This window comes from Nocardioides renjunii, from assembly GCF_034661175.1.
GTDB lineage: Bacteria > Actinomycetota > Actinomycetes > Propionibacteriales > Nocardioidaceae > Nocardioides > Nocardioides renjunii.
In genome coordinates this window covers 2,337,662-2,358,892 of the sequence record NZ_CP141058.1, presented here as the reverse complement: position 1 = coordinate 2,358,892, position 21,231 = coordinate 2,337,662, and the positions used below count along the sequence as shown (strand labels likewise).

The window sequence follows — 21,231 nt, the reverse complement described above, 5'->3', positions numbered from 1 at the left end:
CACGTCCCTTCCAGCCGGCTCCCAGGCAGTTGTCAGGTTCGACGCGCACGCTGCTCGGCATGCGTGAACGACTCTCGACATCCCTGCGCTCCCCGCGGGTGATCATCAACGGCCTGCTGGTGCTCCTTCTCATCGCCGCTGCAGGAGGCGCCTACCTCCTCCTCGACGAAGAGGAGAGCGCGGCGGCGCCCGCCACGACTGAAGTGACGCGCGGCAACGTCGTGTCGATGGTGTCCGCTACTGGCAATGTCGTCGCCGCCCGCGACGTGGGTGTCGACTTCGACGCCGGAGGGAAGCTCGCAACGGTGTCCGTCAAGGTGGGCGAACGCGTCGAGGCCGGCGACGTCCTGGCCAGGATCGAGAACACCGACGCGATCGACCAGCGCGACAGCGCTCAGGCGACGTACGACCAGGCAGTCGCCGGCCTGCGTCAGCTGACCCAGGGCCCGACCGATGCGGACCTGGCTGCCGGCAACGCGTCGGTCCGCCAGGCCGGGGCGTCGGTGGACAGCGCAGAACAGGCACTCGCAGACTCCAGACGGGTCGCCCGTACCAATCGTCGGGTGTACGACGAACAGGTCAGGGTGGCGCGACGGGACGTGAGCCGAGCACAGGACGACCGTGCCGACGCCCGCGGAGCCCTCACCTCGGCTCGGACGGCGTTGCAGGAGGCTCAGCAGCTCGAGGCGAGCGCGTGCGCGTCGTCCCCCGATGGGACCACAGGACCCGCAACCGCCGTGTGCAGCAACGCACAGAGCGCGGTCGAGGCGAACGAGCAGAGGATCACCTCGGCGGAGACGTCGTTGAGCACCGCCGAAGCATCGGTCGACAGTGCGCAGGACGGGTTGCGGACGGCGGAGCAGAACCGGTCGGTGGGCTCCGCGCAACAGGCGCAGTCCGTCGGATCGGCCGAGTCGTCACTGAGGTCGGCACGAGCCTCCTACTCCTACACGGTCGCATCAGCCAGACAGCAGACGCAGCCGGCGACGGACGGCGAGGTCGAGTCAGCGCAGGCCCAGGTCGCATCCGCCGAAGTCACCCTCCGGACGGCACAACGAGCCGTCGCCGACACTGTTCTCCGTGCTCCTGCCGCCGGCATCGTCGCCTCGATCTCGGGGAGCGTAGGTGAGTACGTCGGAGGTTCCGGCTCCGGGGGGACTACCACCGGCTCGACGACCACCGGCACCACGACGGAGACGTCCGTGGACGCGTCCGGGTTCGTGGTGCTGACCGGCGTCGACGGGTTGCAGGTGCAGGCGGACTTCAGTGAGGCCGACGTGTCCCAGCTGTCCCTCGGTCGAGGAGCGAGCGTCAACTTCGAGGCGCTCGACAACGCGGGTGTCGCGAGCGGCACGAACGCAGAAGTGACCAGCATCGCGCCCACGTCCGTGGTCACGGACAATGTCGTGACGTACGAGGTGTTCGCGACCTTGAACGCTCCTCCAGAGCGCCTCAAGGTCGGCCAGACGGCCACGTTGGACGTCGTGCTCGCCGAGGCGGAGGATGTGCTCCAGGTGCCTTCCTCGGCGATCGAGACCACGGGGGAGAGCTCCACCGTCACCGTCCTCGTCGACGGTGAGGAAAAGCAGCGCGAGGTCGAGACCGGCGTCGTGGGCGACTCGACCACCGAGATCCTGTCCGGTCTCGACGAGGGTGACCTGGTGGTCACGAGCAGCGGCGGTGGCGGCCTCACAGGTTTCCCCGGTGGCGAGCTGCCCGAGCTGCCTGGTGGCGGTGGTCTCGGATGAGCCATTCCGCCGGCGAAGTCGAGACAGGTGTCCCTGAAGCGGTGAGCTCGGTGCGTGCGGAGCTGCACGCGCCGGTCATCCGGGCGCGGTCCCTCGCCAAGGTCTACGGCGACGACCCGGCCACAGTGGTCCGAGCGCTGGACGGGGTCAGCCTCGACATCGCCCACGGCGAGCACGTGGCCATCATGGGCGCTTCGGGTTCGGGAAAGTCGACGATGATGAACATCCTTGGCCTGTTGGACGTACCCACGTCGGGCAGGTATGAGCTGAACGGGTTCGACGTGTCAGCCATGGACGACGCCCAGCTGACCGTCGCCCGTAACCGTCTGATCGGCTTCGTCTTCCAGTCCTTCAACCTGATCCGCCGTACCTCGGCGTTGGCTAACGTGGAGCTCCCGTTGGCGTATGCCGGCGTCCGGCCCCGTGAGCGCCGCGAACGCGCCCTGGCAGCGCTGGCGCAGGTCGGGGTCGCGGACCGCGCGAAGCACCTTCCCAACGAGCTCTCCGGTGGACAACAGCAACGCGTCGCTGTTGCCCGGGCGTTGGCGGGCGAACCGGCGCTGATCCTGGCTGACGAGCCCACGGGCAATCTCGACAGCACGTCCACCGCCGACGTCCTCGACCTCCTAGATGCCGTGCATGACGCCGGAAGGACCATCGTCGTCATCACCCACGAGGACGAGGTGGCAGAACGCGCCAGCAGAGTGATCCGGATGCGTGACGGGAAGATCATCGAGGACGTCCGTCTGGAGGAAGCCCCCCCGACGCGTGAAGCATGGACGCCTACTGCGTCCGCCTGTGGCGGCGCCCCGACGGGATCGACCGCTGGGACGTCGCTGTGAATCCGCGCGAGGTGTTCCGGTTCGCCGTCGTGGGGTTGCTGGCCAACAAGGTCCGGTCCCTGCTGACCATGCTGGGGATCCTGATCGGTGTTGCTGCGGTCATCCTTCTGGTGGCCGTTGGCCAAGGCTCCGCCGACGCGGTCGAAGACAGTATCGAGTCTCTGGGAAGCAACACCATCACCGTCACGGGGACGGGGGCCGGTGGCGGCGCGGCTGTCGGTGGTCCGGGCGGACCGGCCGGTGGCTTCGGTGGCGGCGAGGAGGAATCGACGTCCACCGGCACCGACATCGCCAGTCTGGACCTCACGATGGACGATGCGCGGGCACTCAACGACGCTCGAGCCGCACCTCACGTCAAGAGCGCCTCACCGGTGGCGACTGCACAGGTGGACTGCACGGTCGGTGCGAGCAGCCACTCGGTCAGCATCACCGGTACGTGGCCCACGTACTTCGAGGCGTCCAACAGCCCGGTGTCTGCCGGCACCTACTTCGACGTCGAAGCGGTGAACCAAGCACAGCCGGTCGCGGTCATCGGCCGAACCGTAGTGGAGAACCTCTTCGGTGACCCGGACGAGGTCGATCCCGTGGGTGAGTCCGTGACCTGCAACGGCGTGAGACTCAGCGTGGTGGGCGTGCTCGCCGCCCAGGGAAGCGTCGGTTTCCAGGACTCGGACGACACCATCATCGCGCCCATCTCGACAGTCCAGCAGTCACTGGCGGGATATGAGTCGATCTCGAGCATCACGGTTCAGGCCACGGACAGCGCCTCTGTAGAGGCGGCTCAAGAAGAGACGTCTGCAGTGCTCGCGGCCCGTCACAACCTCGCCGGCGGGCAGTCGGGCAACTGGTCGACCCTCAGCTCGGAGACCATCGTGTCCGCACTGACTGAGTCGAGCGACGTGTTCACCGTCCTCCTCGGCGCCGTTGCTGCGATCAGTCTCCTGGTGGGAGGCATCGGCATCACGAACATCATGCTGGTCACGGTCACCGAGCGAACGCGAGAGATCGGCATTCGCAAAGCCATCGGCGCCAGCCGGGGCGTCATCCTCGCCCAGTTCCTCGTGGAGGCGACCCTGTTGTCGGTGCTCGGCGGCCTCGTCGGTGTGGTGGTCGGCGTGCTGGGAAGCAACGTCGAGATCGTCGGGGTGCAACCCACATTGGTGCCGTCGAGCATCGCCCTGGCGTTCGGCGTCTCGGTCCTCGTCGGACTGTTCTTCGGGAGCTTCCCCGCGAGCCGAGCAGCGGGCCTCCGTCCCATCGATGCGCTGCGTTACGAGTAGATCGAGATGTGTCAATGACCGCCAGACATGATGAAGAGGAAGAAGCCGTGAGCAAGATCGACGTCCGCGAGGAGGACCTGCAGGACGCGTCCGAGCAGGACGTCCACGAACCAGAGACGGACTGGGCAGCCGAGCTGTCCCCACGCCGACCCGCAAGCCGCCGATCCCAGATCTTCCTGGCTGCACTGGTGGTGTGTGCACTCGGCTTCCTCGGCGGAATCGTCACCACTCAGCAGATGCAGGAGCAGACATCGTCTGCCCTCCCGGGGGGCATGGAGCTCCCCGAGGGCCTCGAGCTGCCAGACGGGTTCGAGCCCCCGGCCGGCGGCGCCGCGCCCGGCGGTGGTGGCGCGATACCTGACGCCGGCCAGCTTGCCGCCCTCGGGGGGAGCTCGACCTATACCGTGACCGTCGTCGACGGCGGCACTCTCTACCTCAAGGACGCTACGGGGAGCACGGTCAAGGTCGTGACCCTTCCGACGACCGAGGTCCGCAAGCTGACCGCAGGTGCCACGTCCGACCTGCGTCCCGGCAACACCGTCACCGTCGAAGGCGACGTCGACGATGCGGGCACCATCCTCGCCGAAGTCGTCGCTCAGACCGAGTGACCTGACCCGACCTCACGATGATGATCTCGACCGCCGTGGCGACGGGGCGGCCACAATGGTGGACATGACGCCGACCACGGATCGTCCGCAGGCAGCCACGCTGCTGGTGGTCGACGACGAGCCGTTCATTGCCGACCTCCTGCGCAGCAGCCTGGGGTTCGCGGGCTTCGACGTGACGACCGCCTCGACCGGAGCCGAGGCACTCGCCGCCGCTGAGCAGCGAAGACCGGACCTGGTCGTGCTCGACGTCGGCCTGCCCGACATCGACGGGTTCGAGGTCTGCCGGCAGCTCCGAGCGAGTGGTCAGCAGGTGGCCGTGGTCTTCCTCACCGCTCGGGACGCGACGCACGACAAGATTCTCGGGCTGACGCAGGGGGGCGACGACTACGTCACCAAGCCTTTTGCTCTCGATGAAGTGGTGGCTCGCATCGAGGCGGTGCTGCGGCGCACCAGATCGTTGGCCCCGGACGAGGCCGTTGCCGATTCGGTGATGAGTGTCGCCGACCTGACGCTTGACGAGGACCGCCACCAGGTCTGGCGTGCGGGCGAGCTCGTTCACCTGTCGCGGACCGAGTTCGGACTGCTGCGCTACCTGATGATCAACGCCGGTCGGGTGGTGTCGAAGGCACAGATCCTCGACCATGTGTGGTCATACGACTTCGGCGGCGACGGATCGATCGTGGAGTCCTACGTGAGCTACCTCCGCAAGAAGATCGACCACCTCGACCCGCCCCTCATCCAGACAGTGCGCGGGGTCGGCTACTCGTTGCGGTTGCCGGCTCCGACAGGTCCGGGCCCTGGTCCGAGGTCCACGTGAGGCGCTGGCCCCCTCGGTCATTGGCTGCACGACTGTTGATCGGCGTCCTGGCCGTCTCGGGGCTGGGTCTGGCGCTTTCACTCGTGGCGGGAACCGTGCTGCTGCGGGACTATCTCTACGGTCGGGTCGCGGAGCAGGTGAGCGGACTGTCCCAGGCTCCCGATGTGCGGCCGGGCGCAATCGCACCCTCGCGACTCTGCGAGGTCACTGACGCCCCGGCGGTCCTCCCGAGCGACTTCAGGCTCACGGTGATCGAGGCCGACGGCTCCGTACGGTGTCGGGTTCCGGGCGACCAGACGGGTCCGCCGGTTCCGTCAGTGGACGAGCTCCGTGACTGGGCGGATGATGACGCCGCGGCTGTCGTCGGGGATGACTCAGGGTCGTGGGCCACGTCGGTGGATGCGTTCGATCAGCCCGGCCGAGACGGCGGGGAGGGCTATGTCATGGTCGCCATTTCCCTGCGCAACGCAGACCTGACGGTCCACCGCGTTGCTGTTGGCGGCGCAGCCATCGGCGTCGTCGTCCTAGCGGTTCTCGCGCTGGCGGGTCGGATGGTCATTCGGATCGGTCTGCGCCCGCTGACCGGCGTGCGGGAGGCGGCCCGCGAGATCCGGCACGGCGACCTGTCCGCCCGAGTGCCGCCGGGCAAGCCGGGGACCGAGGTCGCTGACCTTTCCACAGCGCTCAACTCCATGCTCGAGGAGATCCAACGTGGCTTCGAGAAGAGGCGCGAGAGCGAACAGAGGATCCGACAGTTCGCCACCGATGCCAGCCACGAGCTGCGCACCCCTCTGACCTCGATCAAGGGCTACGCCCAGCTGTATGCGCAGATGGCCGCACGGAACACAGGGTCAGATGCGGGCACATCCATTGCCCGGGAAGCGCGCAACGACGTCGAGCAGCGGCGCGCCGAGGTGGTGTCCCGCATCGACAGCGAGGCCGACCGGATGAGTGGCATCGTCGAGGACCTCCTGCTTCTGGCGCGCCTGGATCAGCAACCCGAACTGGTGAAGGAACGAGTCGATCTTGTCGAGATAGCCCACGACGTCCTCACTGCAGCGCGTGCTGGCCATCCTGAGCGCCGACTCGACCTCAAGGTCGAAGGACCCGTCGAAGTGGAGGGTGACCCCGGTCGCCTGCAGCAGGTCGTGGCCAACCTCGTCACGAACGCAATCGCGCACACGCCGTCGGCGATCGTCGTGGCCGCGGCAACAACCGACGGGGTGGCAGTGCTCGAGGTCAGGGATGACGGGCCGGGCATGCCGGCGGAGGTTCAGCACCGGATCTTCGACCGCTTCTACCGGGCCGATGTTGGTCGCTCCCGTCGGTCCGGAGGTTCCGGGCTGGGCCTGTCGATCGTGCGGGCACTCGTGGAAGCGCACGGCGGCTCCCTCGAGTGCGTCTCATCGGTCGCCCGCGGTTCCACCTTCACAGTCACTCTGCCGAGGGCATCGTGACGCCGTGTGGCGGTAGGCGGTCGTCGTGCCCGACGAGGACCGACACGAGGTGTGGCAGTGCGGGGCAGGCTCGAGTCCAGCTGACCCCACCGGCCCCGAGCGGCTTCGCTACCTCCCGGTCATCCCCACCTGAGGCCCAAGCGGGCGCCGACCCGCCGTGGCGGTGACGGTCGCGGTCACAGCCACAGCGGGTGAGCTCCTCGCCAGGCGGGACAGCGACGCCGTCAGACACCTCACCGCCCGCGGCTCGGAGGCGCCGACCCACATGCCGACGGTCCGCTGGCGGTCGGTCGCCCTGCCTTTCGAATGCCTCGGTCCATGCGACCGCGTCAGAGCCGACTCCGACTCGTGCCGACTCGACCCGCCCCCAGCGCGGAGGCATGCTTCGTATGTCTCGGAGCGGCGCGCCAGGTCAGCAGCCCGGAGGCAGCATCGGGCATCGCTCGCAATTCCGGTTGGACCATTGACGTCATCTGGGTCGCCGGAGGTCAGCCGGCGCTCTCAGGAGTGGTGGTGTTCGCGCTGACGCGTCCCGGCTGGGAGGGTCACCTCGCTCGGCCCGCTTTCAACACGTGGGCCAGCGTGCGCAGTGATGTCTGCACTGTTCTCGGGGCGGTCATGGTGAGGAGGGGGGCGAGCAGGCGCTGCCCGCCTGTGAGGTGGATCCGCAGCGTGTAGTGGAGGGTCGCTTCGTCCTGCGTCGCGCTCGCGTGAGGCGTCTCGACGACGTACTCGCCACTGACGGGCAGCGGGCCGGTGCGGTGCTCGAAGGTGAGGCGGCGGGGCGGTTCGAAGATGTCGACGATGGTGTCGGTGACGAGCCTGCGACCGGCCACGACCGCTACCTCGCGCAGCAGGGATCCTGCCTGCATCGAGCCCGGTGGTTCCATCGTGGACTCGATGACCTCGGTCCGCCACTCATGGGCCCGGTTGAAGTCGCTGACGTATGCGAACAACTCGTCGGGACCGACAGCCACGTCGATGCTCCTGGTCAGTTCCACGACCGTCGTCCTCCGCTGCCTGGTCGATGTGGGGTGCCGGGGGTCTCGCTCGGCGGCCAGGGGCGCCGTGACGTCCCGCGCGGTGCCGAAGGCCGCTTGCTCGTTCCGGGCGAACGATCGACGGCTGAGCCACCACAGCGCGCGCACCGCTGGGCCGCCGGCGGCGCGCACTCGGCGGCCGACCTCCGCGGGAAGACCTTCCTGGCTCCACGGGATCACAGTCCACATCTCGCGCGGTGTGTAGGCCGGTCGGAAGTGCTCCCGCTCCAGGCGTCGCCAATCGCTTTCGTCCAGGTGGCGTTGGAGCAGCGCCATCGCTTCGCGTTCCTCATGACCCAGGTGGCCGTCGAGCACCTCCCACGCGTGCTCGAGGGACTCCTGAAGAGCTCGGCGGGCTTCGGGCGTGCCATCGGTGGCGAGCGAGGCAAACCCGTCGGCGCATTCCGCGAGCAACGGATCTATCTGGGCGTGCTCGGCCGCCATGGCGCGCAGGACGTCGACGGCTCGGCTGTCGGGGGAGTCGGCGATGCGGGAGAGGAGCAGGGGCCACAGGCCGGCGTCCTCTGCTGCGTGGTGGTGATGCAGGGCAGTAGCGAAGAAGTGCCACCGCCGCTGCAGGCGCCGCCACTGCTGCCGGTCGGTCGCCGGAACCCGGTCCGCGACGGCGCGGAAGCGGCGCAGGTCCCGTCGGAAGGCGTGGTGCATGACGTACATCGCCTGCAGGTCGACAGGGCCCTCGGGCGCAGCGTGCTGACCAGGCAGCATGACTTGGGACAGCGGGGCGGTCAGTGGCATGAGTGTTCCTTCGACAGGGCATGAGAGGTCGGCATGAGGGGTCGGCATGAGGGGTGTATGTGGTCTAGGGAGAGACGGGATCGATGTCGTCGGACTCGTGAGCGACGCTTCCGCTGGGCGCTACTCGACCGGGGGGCCGAGTAGCTCGATCCCGTGCTCGGCGGCGATGTCGAGCACGGCCGCCATGGTGGTGTCGCCGTCTTCGGCCAATGCTGCGGCTGCTCGGGTGAACCCTTCCATGGGTGCCCCCGGTGCGTGGACGACGAACGCGACGGCGCCGGCGTCGGACTCGTTGCGGATCGTGTGCGGGGTGCCGCCGGCCAACGACATGACTTCTCCGGCGCTGACCACCGTCCGACGGATGTCGCCCCCGGGTGGGCCGACGTAGAAGGCGAACTCGCCTTCAAGGACGTGGTAGACCTCGCCTGGGTCGTGGCGGTGCATCACGGGCGGACCGCCGCCAGGCGGCATCTTGACGAGTCCGGCGAAGAGGGCGCCGCCCGTACGGGCGCAGTCGGCGAGCACGACGAACTCATCCGTGCCCATGGCGAGCCGCTCTCCGGAATTCAACACAACTGGCGTTTCGACAGGTAGCATGTCCATATGAGGAAGATAGACAGGTGGCTTGTCTGATGTCAACGGGTAGGGCACGTAATCCCGTGCAGGGACGCACCAACACCGTTGCGCTGCTGCGCGAGGCCTACGTGGTGCTCAACCGACGAGCGTTCGAGCGTCTCGCCGAGCGCGGGCACGGGGACATCCGTCCGCCACACGCCGTCGTCTTCCAGCACGTCGACGACGAGGGGTCCTCGGTCGCGAGCCTCGCGAAGCGCGCTCAGGTGACCAAGCAGGCGATGGCCGAGGTCGTGGCCTACCTCGAAGGACACGGGTACGTGACCCGCGAGCCGGATCCTTCCGACCGCCGCGCCAAGCTCGTCATCCTCACCCCCAGGGGACGTCAGGTCTTCGACGTGCTCAGCGAGCTGGTGCCGGAGATCGAGAGGGACATCGCGGATCTGCTGGGCGAGCCCCGAGCGGCGGCCCTCAAGGACGACCTCGAACGGTTGCGCGGGTCCGTCCCAGGCGATGAATGACGCGCCCACTGCGCCCATTGCGCCCACTACGCCCACTACGCCCACTGCGCCCGCTGCGCCTCGCTGTGAGCAAGAATGCGCCCCACGGGCCGGCAGCCCAAGCGTGTACGCATCCGCGCGCCGCCGCGCCACGGCTTCCCCGCCGCGATGAGCAACACGAACTGGCCGCACCGAGGATCGGATGCAGGTGGCGTCGCATACGGCACCATGACACCCATGACGGACCCCGACCACCGCCCGGTCGCGCGCGGCGCGCTACCGGACATCCTCGAGGGCGGGTCCACACGCCCACCACGGCCCTGGGCCCGTCGGGCGTACGCCGGCCTGACCGCTGCGGTCGTCATCGCAGCCGGAGCCACCTTCTACGCGACCCGCACAGACCCGCCCGCCAACCCGCCGCTGCAGTCCAGCAACACCGCCGCCAGTCCCGCCCCCACGCCGACACCAGCCCCCGACCCCACCGTGCACACCTACGAGGTGGCATACGCCAGCGGCACGACGATCCACGGCGGCGACCACACGACCGACACCGGCGTCCGCATCCGCGCCCTGACCCAGACGCCGCGCGGGTACGTCATCGCCGACCCACGAGGCCGTGTCCACACCGTCATCAACGACGAGACCACCCGCGTCGGACAGCTCACTGACACCGACCGCGGCACCGCGCTGGTCTCCGACGGTGACATCGTCGCCTGGGTCGACGCCGCCGATGGCGGCACCCTCACCGCCCTCGACATCGCCACCGGCGACGTGGCCGCGTTCGAGCTCGCCAGCTGGCCCGGCAACCCCCCGACCAACGCCGGCGTACCCGACGGCGGCGACGGACGCCTCATCGTTGCCCTCGACGAGCGCGCCGTCTACGTCGCAGACTCCGACGGCGTCATGGCCTGGAACGCACTCGACGGCGAACAACCTGTGCTCCTGCCCGCCGACCCCTCCGCCTCCACCAGCAGAACGCTCGACGTGCAGGCCGGGCTGCTCCTGTACAGCGTCAGCATCCTCACGCCGCACGAAGGCGAAGGATCGACCACCACCTCCCTCGTTCCCCAGCTACGCGTCGGCAACGACCTCACCACCGGTCTCACCATCGAAGGAGAAGGAGGACGCCTCACCCCCGACGGGAAGCACGTCCTCATCCTCGACGGCACAGCGCTCCCATCTGTGGTCGAGCTGGCCACCGGCGAGCGACGCGTCCTCACCCCGGACACCGGCACCAACGACGCCACCGCCGGCGGCGTCTACCTCAGCGTGTACCAGTGGCTCGACGCGAACACCGTGGCCGCCCTCAGCTTCGACTACTCCGCTCGCAAGGGAGCCTCGCGCGCCTTGCTCGCGTGCGACGTGCACTCCACGACGTGCATCCGCGTCACCCGCGTCGACGACCGTGACGTCGTCCTCCCCACCGGTCAGCTCTCTCCCTGAGGACGCATGTGCACCACCGCACATCCGGCCACATCGATCCGGCCTGGAACACCCCGCCCAGCCGACCAAGTCCGGGGGAGCCGGACGAGCCGCACTGACAGACTTCGCCTGGGCGGCGACCAGCACCACGCCCACGTCGACATGTCGAGCCCGCTGCGGTGCGCGGATCGTGGCTCAGGACCGGCTGCTGAAGCAGGCCGGCTACGAGGTGTTCCGGTCCGGCGGCGCGGACCCGACGTCAGGTTGAGTTCCTGTCGTCACCTCGTCGGTGTCCGTGTCCCCACGGGTGGTACTCGGAGTGATGCCACCGGTCGGCCTGATGGGCATCACGGTCATAGCTCGTGGTTCCGCCGTAACGCCTCTGGCGCCAAGCCGCCCACATGACGAAGACGATCGTCAGGACGAACAGGATCCATGGGAACATGTCGACCACCTCGTCTCGAGGGTACGGCGACTGTCCGACGTCGTCTACCGCCAACTCATCGTTGATACCCAGGCGACCGGAACGGGCCCGGGAGGGCACTGCGGGGCGACTCTTCACCCACCGCGGCCGACTCACACCCGCTCATCGACACCTCGGATCAGCCACTTCCCGGACCCGCGAAGCCGACGCCACGCCCAGACAGCGACCCCGTGAAGAACCTCGTTCCAAGCACCCGTTGAGACAGACGGGCGCCAGATCCGGACTCGCATCGCGGCGGATCGCGAATGCCCCGGACTCCGGAGCGCGTCGCCAGGTGGGCAGCAGCGGACGGCAGCTGAACCAGTTCATCTGCTGAACTCGGATCGTTGCGGGAGGCTCCCCGGCGTCGCTGACGCAGCGGGGGAGGATGCCGGTCGAGTGAGTTGTGGGGGAGGGGCGGCAGCGCCGTCCGATTCCGCGCGTGTGACGGAGCGCCGCCGCACCCTGGTCATACACGGGCAGCGATTCGAGGCGCGCCACGTTTACTCACCGAAAACCCCCGCAAAACCGGCCCGAAAGCGACCCCTCGCAGCAGTACGCCTCCATGCGGGGGCCGCGCGGTGCGCCGCGTTACCGCAGGTCAGGGCGTTGTTGCGCCGATGTCGGCAAAGACTAGCGGTGCGACTGCACAGGTACGCCGGGCTTCAAGGGGTCGCAGGTTCAAATCCTGTCAGCCCGACCGAGAAGTGGCCTCTGACCTGCGGAAACGCGGGTCGGGGACCACTGTCGCGGTTGAGCCATCTGGCTGATCCCGCGTGGGGTCCCCGAAACCCTCCGGGCGGTACCGCTGTGACCGTCGATCTGCAGTGATTGACCGCGGTAGTCGGTGAGACGGCCGGCCGCACCTGCTCGGCGGGAAGCACCCGAGGCGCGTGAGGTTGGCGCCGTCTGGGTAGGTGACATGTGCCCACCAGTTGCCGGTCTCGTCGTCGACCGCCCAGGCGCGCAGGGACGCCATGGTGGGTGCCGGCACAGGGGATTCAAGGGGCCGCCCGAGGGTGGATGTCCCGCGCGAGGATCGGCGCCGGCCCACATCACCCGATATGGGGGTGGTTCGGTGCGTGCACGCGCAGGAATTTGGGATCGCCCACCCACCCGTGGCCGCCCCCGTGACGAGATGAGATGAGACTGCGATGTGCACTCGGATCCTGTGGAACACCACCGACGTGGCCGTCCTGGCCGCTCGGACCATGGACTGGCCCGACAGCACCGCCCCCGTGCTCACAGTCCTGCCCCGCGGCATGGAGCGGCGGGGCGGCGAGGTGGCCGGCACCTCGGTGGTGGGGGAAGTCGGTGCCATGTGGACGTCGCGCTACGGCAGCGTCGTGACGACCATGTACGGCGTCGGCACTGCGGATGGGGTCAACGAACACGGACTCGCAGCCCATCTTCTGTACCTCGCTGACACGAACTTCGGAGACCGTGACGAGTCGCGCCCAGGTGTCCATGCCGGGTTGTGGCCTCAGTACCTGCTCGACAACGCGGCCACGGTCACCGAAGCACTCGCTCTCATGGCCGGCGTTCAGGTGGTGATGATGGAGGCGGAGGGACACAAGGCGACGGTGCACCTGGCCCTGGAGGACGCAACCGGGGACTCAGCCATCATCGAGTACCTCGACGGCGAACGATTCATCCATCACGACCGCGACCACATCGTGCTGACGAACGAGCCGCCCTATGCCGAGCAGCGAAGACTGCTCGCACAACAGGACTTCAGCGCTCCCAGCGACACCACGCCCCTGGCCGGCAACGTCGACCCGGTTGCTCGCTTCCAGCGTGCGGCGTACTTCACCGGGCTGCTGCCGCCGCCGTCGAGCGAGCGTCAAGCTGTCGCCGGGGTCCTCGCCGTGGCACGGAATGTGTCAATCCCGTTCGGTGCCCCCTATGAGGGCTTCGGTCTGTACAACACCGAGTACCGCACGGTGGTGGACCTAACTAACCGACGCTACTTCTTCGAGCTGTCCACCAGCCCGAACGTCGTGTGGATCGACCTCGACAACCTCGACTTCGCACCCGGTCGGCCGACGCTGTTGCTGGACCCAGACGACATCTCCCTCTCCGGTGAGATCAGCGCGTCGTTGACGCCGGGTCCCGCCCCGTTCTGATGCGGACGGCGTGAAACACCGTGACGGTGTTGGTCACCGGAGCCACTGGCGACGTGGGTCGCGTCGTAGCGCCGTACCTGGACGACGCCGGCGTACTGAGACCACAAGGGAGGGGCGGTGCGGGACAGTAGTGACCACTGGGTCGAGTTCGATGCTCCGCTGGAGCTCATGACGTGGGGCCGCCACGTCTACGTCGTCCTGTTCCTCGACGCGCGGCTGGACAGAGCCGCCGCGGAGGAACGAACGAGGCGCGTCGAGGGCCGTGTCGACGGGGTCGAGGTCAACCTGGGCATCAACAAGGCCGATGTGGCGCACGCACCATTCCTCTACGTCGGCACCGCTCTGCGGCGGCGGCTGGGGGCACAGGCCGGCGACGTCGTGGGGTGTCGGTTGCGACCGGCCGACCCCGACCACGTTCCAGTGCCTGACGACGTCAGGACCGCCCTCGAAACCGGTGACAGGCAGCAGGCCTTCGACAACCTCCGCCCCGCCGAACGCCGACGTCTCCTGCAACCGGTCGACGACGCTGCCCAACCAGCAACACGACAACGGCGCATCGCAGCACTCGTCAGGTCGTTGCCCACCCCGTGACTTCCACATCTTGGCTGCTTGTTCCATTGGCCAGATCCGGTCGAGTTGATCGCGGAAGCTACGGGCACGCAGAGCGGACTCCGGCACGTACGGCGGCGGCACCGAAAAAAGTCTCGAAATGGATCTAGGCCGGGCTGTCGATCCGGCGGCAGGGTGTTCGTCGGGGGTATGACGGAGCCGGGAAGGCCGGCCCGCGACCCAGTGCAGGAGGCAGTCCCATGAGCATGACCAAGTACGCGATCCTCATCTACGACGACCCGGCCGGCTACGAGACCATGTCGCCCGAGGCGTGGGCCGCGGTCATCGACGCGCACAGCGCGTTCGTGAAGGGGGTCTTCGAGCTCGGCGGGTCCCTAGCGGGCGGGGAGGCGCTCGCGGCGACGAGGACGGCTACCTCCATCAGGGGTGGCAGCACCGTGACTGACGGCCCGTTCGTCGAGACCAAGGAGGCGCTCGGCGGCTTCTACGTCGTTGAGGCGCGCGACCTCGACCACGCCCTCGAGATGGCGAAGCTCTGCCCGGCCCCGTTCGGTGGCGTCGAGGTGCGCCCCATCGTGGACCCGACGCAGGCCAACCCCTTCTGAGCCGGTTCTGAGCACTCACAGCGACGAGCAGCCGACCGCGTCCGCCGTGAAGGCGGACGCGGTCGCAGCCGCGCTCACGGAGGCCCACCGCTCCGAGTGGGCGTTCGTGCTGTCCGCCACGATCCGCGTCGCGGGCGACCTCGACGTCGCGGAGGAGTGCGCGCAGGAGGCGTATGTGAGCGCTCTGCAGGCCTGGACCCGCGACGGCATCCCGGAACGGCCCGGCGCCTGGCTGACCACGGCGGCGCGGAACAAGGCGCTCGACCGGTTGCGGCGCGAAGCCACCCTCCGGCGCAAGCTCCCGCTGCTCGTGGAGCCGGCGACCATCCATCCCCACGACCCGGACGACCGTGAGGACTGTGTTGCCATGGACTGGCCCGATGCCGCGGTGCCGGACGACCGGCTCCGGTTGGTGTTCACCTGCTGCCACCCCACCCTCGCCCCCGAGGCCCGCGTCGCCCTCACCCTGCGCCTGGTCTGCGGCGTCCCCACCTCCGACGTCGCCCGAGCCTTCTTGGTATCCGAGTCCACGATGGCGGCACGGATCACCCGCGCCAAGAAGAAGATCACAGAAGCGCGCATCCCCTACCGGGTCCCGAGCCGCGCCGAGCTGCCCGAGCGCCTGGACAGCGTCCTCACCGCCGTCCACCTGCTCTTCAGCACCGGCCACACGGCCAGCGAAGGGGACGCGCTCGTCCGCGAGGACCTCTGCGACCGAGCCCTGCACCTGGCACGCACCCTCGCCGCGCTGCTCCCCGAGCAGGCCGAGGCACGCGGGCTACTCGGCCTGCTGCTCCTCACCGACGCCCGCCGGGCCACCCGGACCGATGACCAGGGCCGGCTGCTCCTGCTCGCCGACCAGGACCGGACCCGCTGGGACCACCGCGCCACCGTGGAGGGCCTCACCGTGACGGCCCGGGCACTCGCGGCCGGCCCACCGGGGCGGTTCACCCTCCAGGCGGCGATCGCCGGCGTCCACGCGGTGGCTCCGTCCTTCGAGAAAACCGACTGGCCACGCATCGTGCACCTCTACGACATGCTGATCGCGGCCTGGGACACCCCAGTGGTCGCACTCAATCGGGCCGCCGCCGTGGCATTCGCAGACGGACCAGCCGCCGCACTGCCACTCCTCGACGAGCTGGCGAACGACCCCCGGCTCGCCGACTACCCCTACCTTCCCGCCACACGGGCCGACCTGCTACGTCGCCTCGGCGACGCCGCCGGCGCGGCTCAGTCCTACCGGCGCGCGATGGAGCTCACGGCGAACGCCGCGGAGCGCGCCTTCCTCGAGCAGCGCCTCACGGAGATCAGCCGCACCGCCGACGCCGAGCCTGCGACGCCAAGCCCAAGCGGATCAAGTCCGAACTGAAGACCGCGGTGACAGAGCGCGGCTCGCACCTGATGGACAACACGGCTTCGGCCCAGCAGGCGCAGCGCGGGTGCTGGTGCCTCGCCGTCATCCCGAGTACGGCTGGTGCCAGCGCTGCTCGAGGTCGCAGGAGTGGACACACGATCAGCCAGTGCGACCCGTCAGCGGATGGATTCCACAGTCGTCCGCTCGCGGTCACAGCGACGTTTCCATGAAGGGTGATGCCGCCGCGGTGGGAGTGCCGGCCGTTGGCCTGCGCACGGCGCGGGAGTTGCATCGCGCGGATCGGGCGAGCTCAGCCGCCCTCGACGGGGCAGATGGCGGGCGTTTTACACCTCCGCCCCGAGCCTGGTCTGGGCGAACTCCTCGGGCGGATTGGTCGAGGATCGAGCGGTGGGGCCGCCCATGGAGGTACGGTCCGCCCGCCCCAGGAACGACGTCTTTTGGGGAGCGTGGGCGGCGGCACCGATCTGCCGCGTTGAGGGTGGCCACGCTCGCCCGCGACGCTCCCGGGCTTGAGCAGTCAGCTCGGGATTGCGGACAGCGGCTGACCTGAACCGCTCCTACCCTCGAGACATGCAGACACAGCAGCGGACCTATCCCGCGGGCGTCACGTCCTGGGTCGACCTGGAGCAGCCCGACCTCGGCGCCACGCAGGCGTTCTACGGAGGGTTGTTCGGGTGGCAGTTCGAGGTGGTGGGCGGCGGCGAGTACGTCATCGCCCGGCTTGACGGTCGAGACGCGGCGGGGCTGGGTGAGGGCGACGGCGACGGCAGCACGTGGACGACGTACGTCGCGGTGGACGACGCCGACGCGGCGACCGCGCGCGTCGCAGCGGCGGGCGGAACCGTCGTCGAGCCGGTGGGCGTGGTCGGTTCGGCCGGGCGGATGGCCGTGGTCGAGGACCCGGCCGGGGCCCGGTTCCGGCTCTGGGAGGCCGGGCACCGGCTCGGCGCGCAGGTCACCAACGCGCCCGGATCGTGGAACTTCAGCGACCTGCACGGGGTCGACGCCGACACGGTCGAGCGCTTTTACGCCGACGTGTTCGGCTGGGTCGTGACGGACGTCGGGTTCGGCCGAATGATCCGCCGCCCCGGCTACGGTGACCACGTGGCGGCCACGGTCGATCCGGGCATCCACGAGCGCCAGGCCGGCGTCTCCGTGCCCGACGGCTTCGCCGACGCGATCGGCTGGATCGTCGCCCGCGACCCCGAGGAGAGCCCTCACTGGCACGTGACGTTCACCGTCGCCGACCGTGACGCTGCGGCCGCCGATGTCGTACGGCTGGGCGGAACCGTCCTGGCCTCCGACGACACCGACTGGACCCGGACGGCCCGCGTCCGAGACCCCCAGGGGGCGCAGCTCACGCTCAGCCAGTTCAGCCCGCCGTCCGGCTGAGCAGTCGACCCGACCTTCCGTCGTCACGACCGTCCGCCTCGAAGGTCTGGCGTGGCCGCGATTCCGACCGCGTGGCACGTGCGCCCACCGGCGAGCTTCGATGGCAAGATCCGGCACATGTCGCGACTCGGGGGTGGTCCGCCGATCTACGTCTCGATAGACATCGAGGCATCCATGGACGAGGTGTGGCGGATGACCCAGGACACCGACCTTCATCCGCGGTGGAACGCACGGTTCAGCTCGATCACACCCACCGCCGAGCTGTCGGGCGGCGGTCAGCGCTTCCGGTACGAGCTCCGACTCCCGGGACACGTGCTGACGGGGGAGGGCACCAGCGTGGGCGAGAAGCGCCGACCCGACGGGTCAAGGACGTCAGCGCTGCGATTCGCCACGGACGACCGACTTTCTCCTCTCGGCGACGGGCGTGGCTACTGGCGTTATGAGCCGACTCCTTCGGGGGTGCGGTTCACCACCGGCTACAACTACCGCCCGGGGTGGGGCGGGTTGGTCGATCGGCTCGTGCTGCGCCGTTGCGTCGGGTGGTTGACGGCGTGGAGCTTCGACCGGCTTCGCATCTGGGCTGAGCGGGGCCAGGAGCCCGAACGGTGGCCGCTCCACTCCGTGCTGTGGTGGTGGCGGCCCGAACGTCCGCGAGCCGCGCGATGTCGGCGACGCGCCTCTGACGGCCGCGTGATGGACGCGGCACCCGCGACCCTGGACGAGCTGGAGGCTCCGTGAGCAGCATCTTCGAAGGTGGGATGGGCGATGACTTCCAGCGCCTGCACCCCATGCTGCAGCGACGGTTCGGCGTAGGGCTGGAGGCGGGGTACGCGTCCGTCGGGCGCGGCACCATGCGGCGGATCCGGCGCGGTCCGTGGTGGACCGTGCCCTTCCTCCAGCTCGGTCGGTTGCGCAACATCCTGGTGCCGGACATCGGCACCGATGTGCCATTCGTCATCCACAACTATCCATACCGCGATCCGCTGGGGCGCGAGGCCGTGACCTTCGTCCGGGAGTACTGGATCGGCGGGCGAGCACGACGCTTCGACGCCACGATGGTGCGAGCGTCTGACGGTCACGTCCTCGACTACCTCGGCAGCCACCAGCACCTCGTCGTGGACCTCGATCTGAGCGTCGAGGACGACGGCAGTCTGCTGCTGCGGTCCGGCGCGCAGCGCTTCTACGAGGGTCGCGTCGGCTTCTCGTTCCCGATGCTGTTCAGCGGACGAGCCGAGCTGCGGGAACGGTACGACGACGAAGGCGACGTCTTCCGGGTCGACCTCACTGTCACCAACCCGGTGTTCGGCTTCCTCTTCGGCTACGACGGGGAGTTCACCTGTGAGTTCCTGGACGCACGCGACGCACCGGCAGTCCTAAAGCCGTCGAGGTATGAGCGTCGGGAGTAGATGGGCCGGCCGACGTGCGTCCCCGGGAGCGAACGCGCCGGGGAGAGCCGGGTTCGAACACTCGGCCGACCTCCCGGCAGTGCACGGCGACCTCGCAGCGAAGACGGCGTGGGGACGGTGCGCGTTCCGTTCAGTGCGCCTGACCCGTGCTCGCTGACGTACCGCCGTCGACGGCCAGCCAGGCGCCCGTGATGTAGGCGGCGTCCGAGCTGGCCAGGAACAGCACCGCCGGCGCGATGTCATCGGGCCGCCCGGGACGACCCAGAGCAATCCGGTTGGTGGCCGCGGCCAGCGCCTGGTCGTCCTCCTCGACGGCCCGAGTCAGGTCGGTGATCGTGAGGGCGGGGGCCACGGCGTTGAGCCTGACTCCGCGCGGGCCATAGTCGAGGGCGAGCGACTGCACGAAGTTCATGATCGCGGCCTTGGTGGCGTTGTAGGCCGCCTGCGACCAGTCGCCGCGCAGCCCCGAGACCGAGCCGACGACGACGAGGTTGCCGCCCGAGCGCTCCAGCTCAGGCAGCGCGTGGCGGGCGACGTGCACGAACCCGTCGATGTTGGTCGCACGGATCGCCTGCCAGTCCTCGAGGGCGAGCTCGTCGAAGGCGCCGTTCGTGTACGCCGCGGCGTTGTTGACGACGACATCGAGCGACCCGAAGCGGTCCACCACGGCCCGCACCATGGCGGCCGCCGAGGCGTCGTCGGCGACGTCGGCCTCGACGGCCAGCGTGCGGTCGGCGGGGTGTCCGGTCAGGACCTCGTCGAGCTTCTCGCGCCGGCGACCGCTGATGGCAACGTTCGCCCCGTTCGCGATGAATGCTTCCGCGATCGCGCGGCCGATGCCGGTACCGCCGCCGGTGACAAGGACGGTGCGACCGTGGAAGTCATAGGTGTTGGAGGTCATGACGTGCTCAACCGCGCAGGTGCCGAGGGTCTTCCCGGTCAGGCGCGCGGCGCGGGCTCCATGTCGTACGTGACCCAGGTCGTGCGGGATGCGTACTGGTCGTACTTCCCGCGACCCCGGTAGTTGTCGTCCGCGGTGATCCACCGAACGACACTCCAGCTGTTGGCGCTGGCGATCCGGGAGAGCTCGGTGAGCATGAGGTCGGCTGCGCCTGCGCCGCGTACGGCGGAGTCGACGAAGAGGTCGTCCAGGAAGCACCCGATCGTGGCCGACAGCGGCCGAGCGAACGGTCTGAAGTGCGCCAGCCCCACCAGGGTGTGGCCGTCGTCCTCCACCACGAGGCCACTCACGTCGTGGCTCGGGTCGCAGAGCCATGACCACACCTGCCGAGCCATGTCGTCTGACTGCGCCACTCCGTAGAACGCGGCGTACTTCCCGTAGAGCGCTCGCCACTGGCCGAAGTCCTCGTCGCGCACAGGGCGAACCCGCAGGTCCTGTTCTGGTGTGGACGCCATGAGACGGTTCTACCAGCCGCGCACGGGAGGGCTCCGGCGTGCCTGCCGGGCAACGGAGCCGCGACATCTGACGTGGGTTGCGGTAGACAAGGACGTCGGGTGATCACTTCGCAGAGCGACAGAGGAGCAACTCATGACGGAGCCGCAGCAGCCCACATCCGCACTCACCGAGGACGAGCAGAAGACCGTCCGCTCAGCTGCCCTTCGCGCCAGCGCCCTTGTCGGCCAGGCGGAACCGGGATTCTTCGACACGTTCAAGGAGTCGTTCGCGGGCAGCAAGGCGGTCAAGACGGCTTCGCCCGAGGTGCAGAAGCTGGTCACCGGGGGACTGCCGGAGATGCCATCCGGGGGCAGGGACGACGTGAAGGCACGCACCCTCGAGCTCCTCAAGCAGGCGGTCGGCATCCTGAGCGCGAAGGCCCCGGAGCTCGTCGACGAGTACAAGCGCGTGGTGGTCCAGTCGGCGAAGGACGTCGCGGCTGCCGCGGACGACACCTCGCCGAACGAGACCGACGCGGTAGCCGAGATCGAGCGCGCCCTCGCCGGCTGACCCAGCTGCGTCTCGCCCGAAGGGGTCGCTCGCGCCTAGTGTGCGAGGCATGGAAGAGCTTGTGCTTCGGGTCCGGCTCGTGAGCGGCGACAGCATGGATGTCACCTACGACAACCCCAGTGCGGTGAGTGAGGCCGAGGCGATCGATCACGTGGTCGACGCTCTCTCGCAGGAGTCAGGTGCGCTCCGCTGCACGCACGGCGGTCGTCTCGTGGTGCTGTACGCGAGGGGCGTCGCCGCGGTGGAAGTCGCGCCTCGCGGCGCGGTTCTCTAGCCGTCTGGTCG

The 21,231-nt window shown here is 69.0% G+C and carries 21 protein-coding genes; 17 read left to right on the top strand and 4 right to left on the bottom strand.

Annotated elements, in window-relative coordinates; translation table 11 throughout:
* Positions 1-98 precede the first annotated feature (98 nt).
* The 6 genes from SHK17_RS11135 to SHK17_RS11110 are packed head-to-tail and all read left to right on the top strand — an operon-like array spanning position 99 to position 6,752.
* On the top strand, positions 99-1,748 hold the full coding sequence (locus SHK17_RS11135; protein ID WP_322919241.1) for a biotin/lipoyl-binding protein: 1,650 nt from the start codon (positions 99-101) through the stop codon (positions 1,746-1,748).
* Positions 1,745-2,590: an ABC transporter ATP-binding protein gene (locus SHK17_RS11130; protein WP_322919240.1), complete on the top strand. Its 846-nt coding sequence runs from the start codon at positions 1,745-1,747 to the stop codon at positions 2,588-2,590. The genes SHK17_RS11135 and SHK17_RS11130 overlap by 4 nt, the downstream gene beginning before the upstream one ends.
* Positions 2,524-3,870: an ABC transporter permease gene (locus SHK17_RS11125; protein ID WP_322919239.1), complete on the top strand. Its 1,347-nt coding sequence runs from the start codon at positions 2,524-2,526 to the stop codon at positions 3,868-3,870. The genes SHK17_RS11130 and SHK17_RS11125 overlap by 67 nt, the downstream gene beginning before the upstream one ends.
* A 47-nt stretch (positions 3,871-3,917) precedes the next feature.
* Positions 3,918-4,478 (top strand): hypothetical protein, encoded by a 561-nt coding sequence (locus SHK17_RS11120; RefSeq protein WP_322919238.1) that lies wholly within the window; start codon positions 3,918-3,920, stop codon positions 4,476-4,478.
* A 55-nt stretch (positions 4,479-4,533) separates the two neighbouring features.
* Entirely contained in the window at positions 4,534-5,295 is a 762-nt protein-coding gene (locus SHK17_RS11115) for a response regulator transcription factor (protein ID WP_405030412.1), read from the top strand.
* 20 nt (positions 5,296-5,315) lie between these two features.
* Entirely contained in the window at positions 5,316-6,752 is a 1,437-nt protein-coding gene (locus tag SHK17_RS11110) for a sensor histidine kinase (RefSeq protein WP_322919237.1), read from the top strand.
* 545 nt (positions 6,753-7,297) lie between these two features.
* Here SHK17_RS11110 and SHK17_RS11105 read toward each other — a convergent pair.
* On the bottom strand, positions 7,298-8,548 hold the full coding sequence (locus tag SHK17_RS11105; RefSeq protein ID WP_322919236.1) for a hemerythrin domain-containing protein: 1,251 nt from the start codon (positions 8,546-8,548) through the stop codon (positions 7,298-7,300).
* 120 nt (positions 8,549-8,668) lie between these two features.
* Positions 8,669-9,151: a cupin domain-containing protein gene (locus SHK17_RS11100; RefSeq protein ID WP_322919235.1), complete on the bottom strand. Its 483-nt coding sequence runs from the start codon at positions 9,149-9,151 to the stop codon at positions 8,669-8,671.
* Positions 9,152-9,168: 17 nt separating this feature from the next.
* On the opposite strand from SHK17_RS11100, the gene SHK17_RS11095 reads away from it, so the two are divergent.
* From SHK17_RS11095 to SHK17_RS11055, 9 genes are all read left to right on the top strand, one after another.
* Positions 9,169-9,642, top strand: a complete 474-nt coding sequence (locus tag SHK17_RS11095) for a MarR family winged helix-turn-helix transcriptional regulator (RefSeq protein WP_322919234.1) — start codon at positions 9,169-9,171, stop codon at positions 9,640-9,642.
* 216 nt (positions 9,643-9,858) lie between these two features.
* Entirely contained in the window at positions 9,859-11,064 is a 1,206-nt protein-coding gene (locus SHK17_RS11090) for a hypothetical protein (RefSeq protein WP_322919233.1), read from the top strand.
* A 1,596-nt stretch (positions 11,065-12,660) separates the two neighbouring features.
* A complete protein-coding gene (locus SHK17_RS11085) occupies positions 12,661-13,632 on the top strand; it encodes a linear amide C-N hydrolase (RefSeq protein WP_322919232.1) in 972 nt (323 codons plus the stop codon).
* Between the two features lie 168 nt (positions 13,633-13,800).
* Complete coding sequence (locus SHK17_RS11080; protein ID WP_322919231.1) at positions 13,801-14,223, top strand: YdeI/OmpD-associated family protein; 423 nt, start codon at positions 13,801-13,803, stop codon at positions 14,221-14,223.
* A 218-nt stretch (positions 14,224-14,441) separates the two neighbouring features.
* The gene (locus tag SHK17_RS11075) at positions 14,442-14,807 is read left to right on the top strand and encodes a YciI family protein (protein ID WP_216652499.1); all 366 of its coding nucleotides are present in this window, start codon (positions 14,442-14,444) and stop codon (positions 14,805-14,807) included.
* A gap of 46 nt (positions 14,808-14,853) precedes the next feature.
* The gene (locus SHK17_RS11070) at positions 14,854-16,176 is read left to right on the top strand and encodes an RNA polymerase sigma factor (RefSeq protein WP_322919230.1); all 1,323 of its coding nucleotides are present in this window, start codon (positions 14,854-14,856) and stop codon (positions 16,174-16,176) included.
* A 576-nt stretch (positions 16,177-16,752) separates the two neighbouring features.
* On the top strand, positions 16,753-17,574 hold the full coding sequence (locus tag SHK17_RS11065) for a VOC family protein (protein WP_322919229.1): 822 nt from the start codon (positions 16,753-16,755) through the stop codon (positions 17,572-17,574).
* Positions 17,575-17,625: 51 nt separating this feature from the next.
* Positions 17,626-18,312 (top strand): SRPBCC family protein, encoded by a 687-nt coding sequence (locus SHK17_RS11060; RefSeq protein ID WP_322919228.1) that lies wholly within the window; start codon positions 17,626-17,628, stop codon positions 18,310-18,312.
* Positions 18,309-18,980 (top strand): DUF4166 domain-containing protein, encoded by a 672-nt coding sequence (locus tag SHK17_RS11055; protein ID WP_322424378.1) that lies wholly within the window; start codon positions 18,309-18,311, stop codon positions 18,978-18,980. The genes SHK17_RS11060 and SHK17_RS11055 overlap by 4 nt, the downstream gene beginning before the upstream one ends.
* Before the next feature lie 130 nt (positions 18,981-19,110).
* On the opposite strand, the gene SHK17_RS11050 is transcribed toward SHK17_RS11055, so the two are convergent.
* Positions 19,111-19,881: an SDR family NAD(P)-dependent oxidoreductase gene (locus SHK17_RS11050; protein ID WP_172271856.1), complete on the bottom strand. Its 771-nt coding sequence runs from the start codon at positions 19,879-19,881 to the stop codon at positions 19,111-19,113.
* Positions 19,882-19,919: 38 nt separating this feature from the next.
* The gene (locus SHK17_RS11045) at positions 19,920-20,396 is read right to left on the bottom strand and encodes a GNAT family N-acetyltransferase (protein ID WP_322424377.1); all 477 of its coding nucleotides are present in this window, start codon (positions 20,394-20,396) and stop codon (positions 19,920-19,922) included.
* 133 nt (positions 20,397-20,529) lie between these two features.
* On the opposite strand from SHK17_RS11045, the gene SHK17_RS11040 reads away from it, so the two are divergent.
* Positions 20,530-20,946 carry a hypothetical protein gene (locus SHK17_RS11040; RefSeq protein WP_322424376.1) on the top strand — a complete coding sequence of 139 codons (417 nt, stop codon included), beginning with the start codon at positions 20,530-20,532 and terminating at the stop codon, positions 20,944-20,946.
* Positions 20,947-20,995: 49 nt separating this feature from the next.
* Positions 20,996-21,220: a hypothetical protein gene (locus SHK17_RS11035; RefSeq protein WP_172271862.1), complete on the top strand. Its 225-nt coding sequence runs from the start codon at positions 20,996-20,998 to the stop codon at positions 21,218-21,220.
* Positions 21,221-21,231: the final 11 nt, after the last annotated feature.

Bases quoted from the DNA above. Each gene is read 5' to 3' on its own strand.
- SHK17_RS11105 (WP_322919236.1), bottom strand. From the start codon at position 8,548: ATGCCACTGACCGCCCCGCTGTCCCAAGTCATGCTGCCTGGTCAGCAC.
- SHK17_RS11125 (WP_322919239.1), top strand. From the start codon at position 2,524: ATGGACGCCTACTGCGTCCGCCTGTGGCGGCGCCCCGACGGGATCGAC.
- SHK17_RS11075 (WP_216652499.1), top strand. From the start codon at position 14,442: ATGAGCATGACCAAGTACGCGATCCTCATCTACGACGACCCGGCCGGC.
- SHK17_RS11040 (WP_322424376.1), top strand. From the start codon at position 20,530: ATGACGGAGCCGCAGCAGCCCACATCCGCACTCACCGAGGACGAGCAG.
- SHK17_RS11085 (WP_322919232.1), top strand. From the start codon at position 12,661: ATGTGCACTCGGATCCTGTGGAACACCACCGACGTGGCCGTCCTGGCC.
- SHK17_RS11045 (WP_322424377.1), bottom strand. From the start codon at position 20,396: ATGGCGTCCACACCAGAACAGGACCTGCGGGTTCGCCCTGTGCGCGAC.
- SHK17_RS11080 (WP_322919231.1), top strand. From the start codon at position 13,801: ATGACGTGGGGCCGCCACGTCTACGTCGTCCTGTTCCTCGACGCGCGG.
- SHK17_RS11130 (WP_322919240.1), top strand. From the start codon at position 1,745: ATGAGCCATTCCGCCGGCGAAGTCGAGACAGGTGTCCCTGAAGCGGTG.
- SHK17_RS11100 (WP_322919235.1), bottom strand. From the start codon at position 9,151: ATGGACATGCTACCTGTCGAAACGCCAGTTGTGTTGAATTCCGGAGAG.
- SHK17_RS11065 (WP_322919229.1), top strand. From the start codon at position 16,753: ATGCAGACACAGCAGCGGACCTATCCCGCGGGCGTCACGTCCTGGGTC.
- SHK17_RS11090 (WP_322919233.1), top strand. From the start codon at position 9,859: ATGACGGACCCCGACCACCGCCCGGTCGCGCGCGGCGCGCTACCGGAC.
- SHK17_RS11115 (WP_405030412.1), top strand. From the start codon at position 4,534: ATGGTGGACATGACGCCGACCACGGATCGTCCGCAGGCAGCCACGCTG.
- SHK17_RS11035 (WP_172271862.1), top strand. From the start codon at position 20,996: ATGGAAGAGCTTGTGCTTCGGGTCCGGCTCGTGAGCGGCGACAGCATG.
- SHK17_RS11050 (WP_172271856.1), bottom strand. From the start codon at position 19,881: ATGACCTCCAACACCTATGACTTCCACGGTCGCACCGTCCTTGTCACC.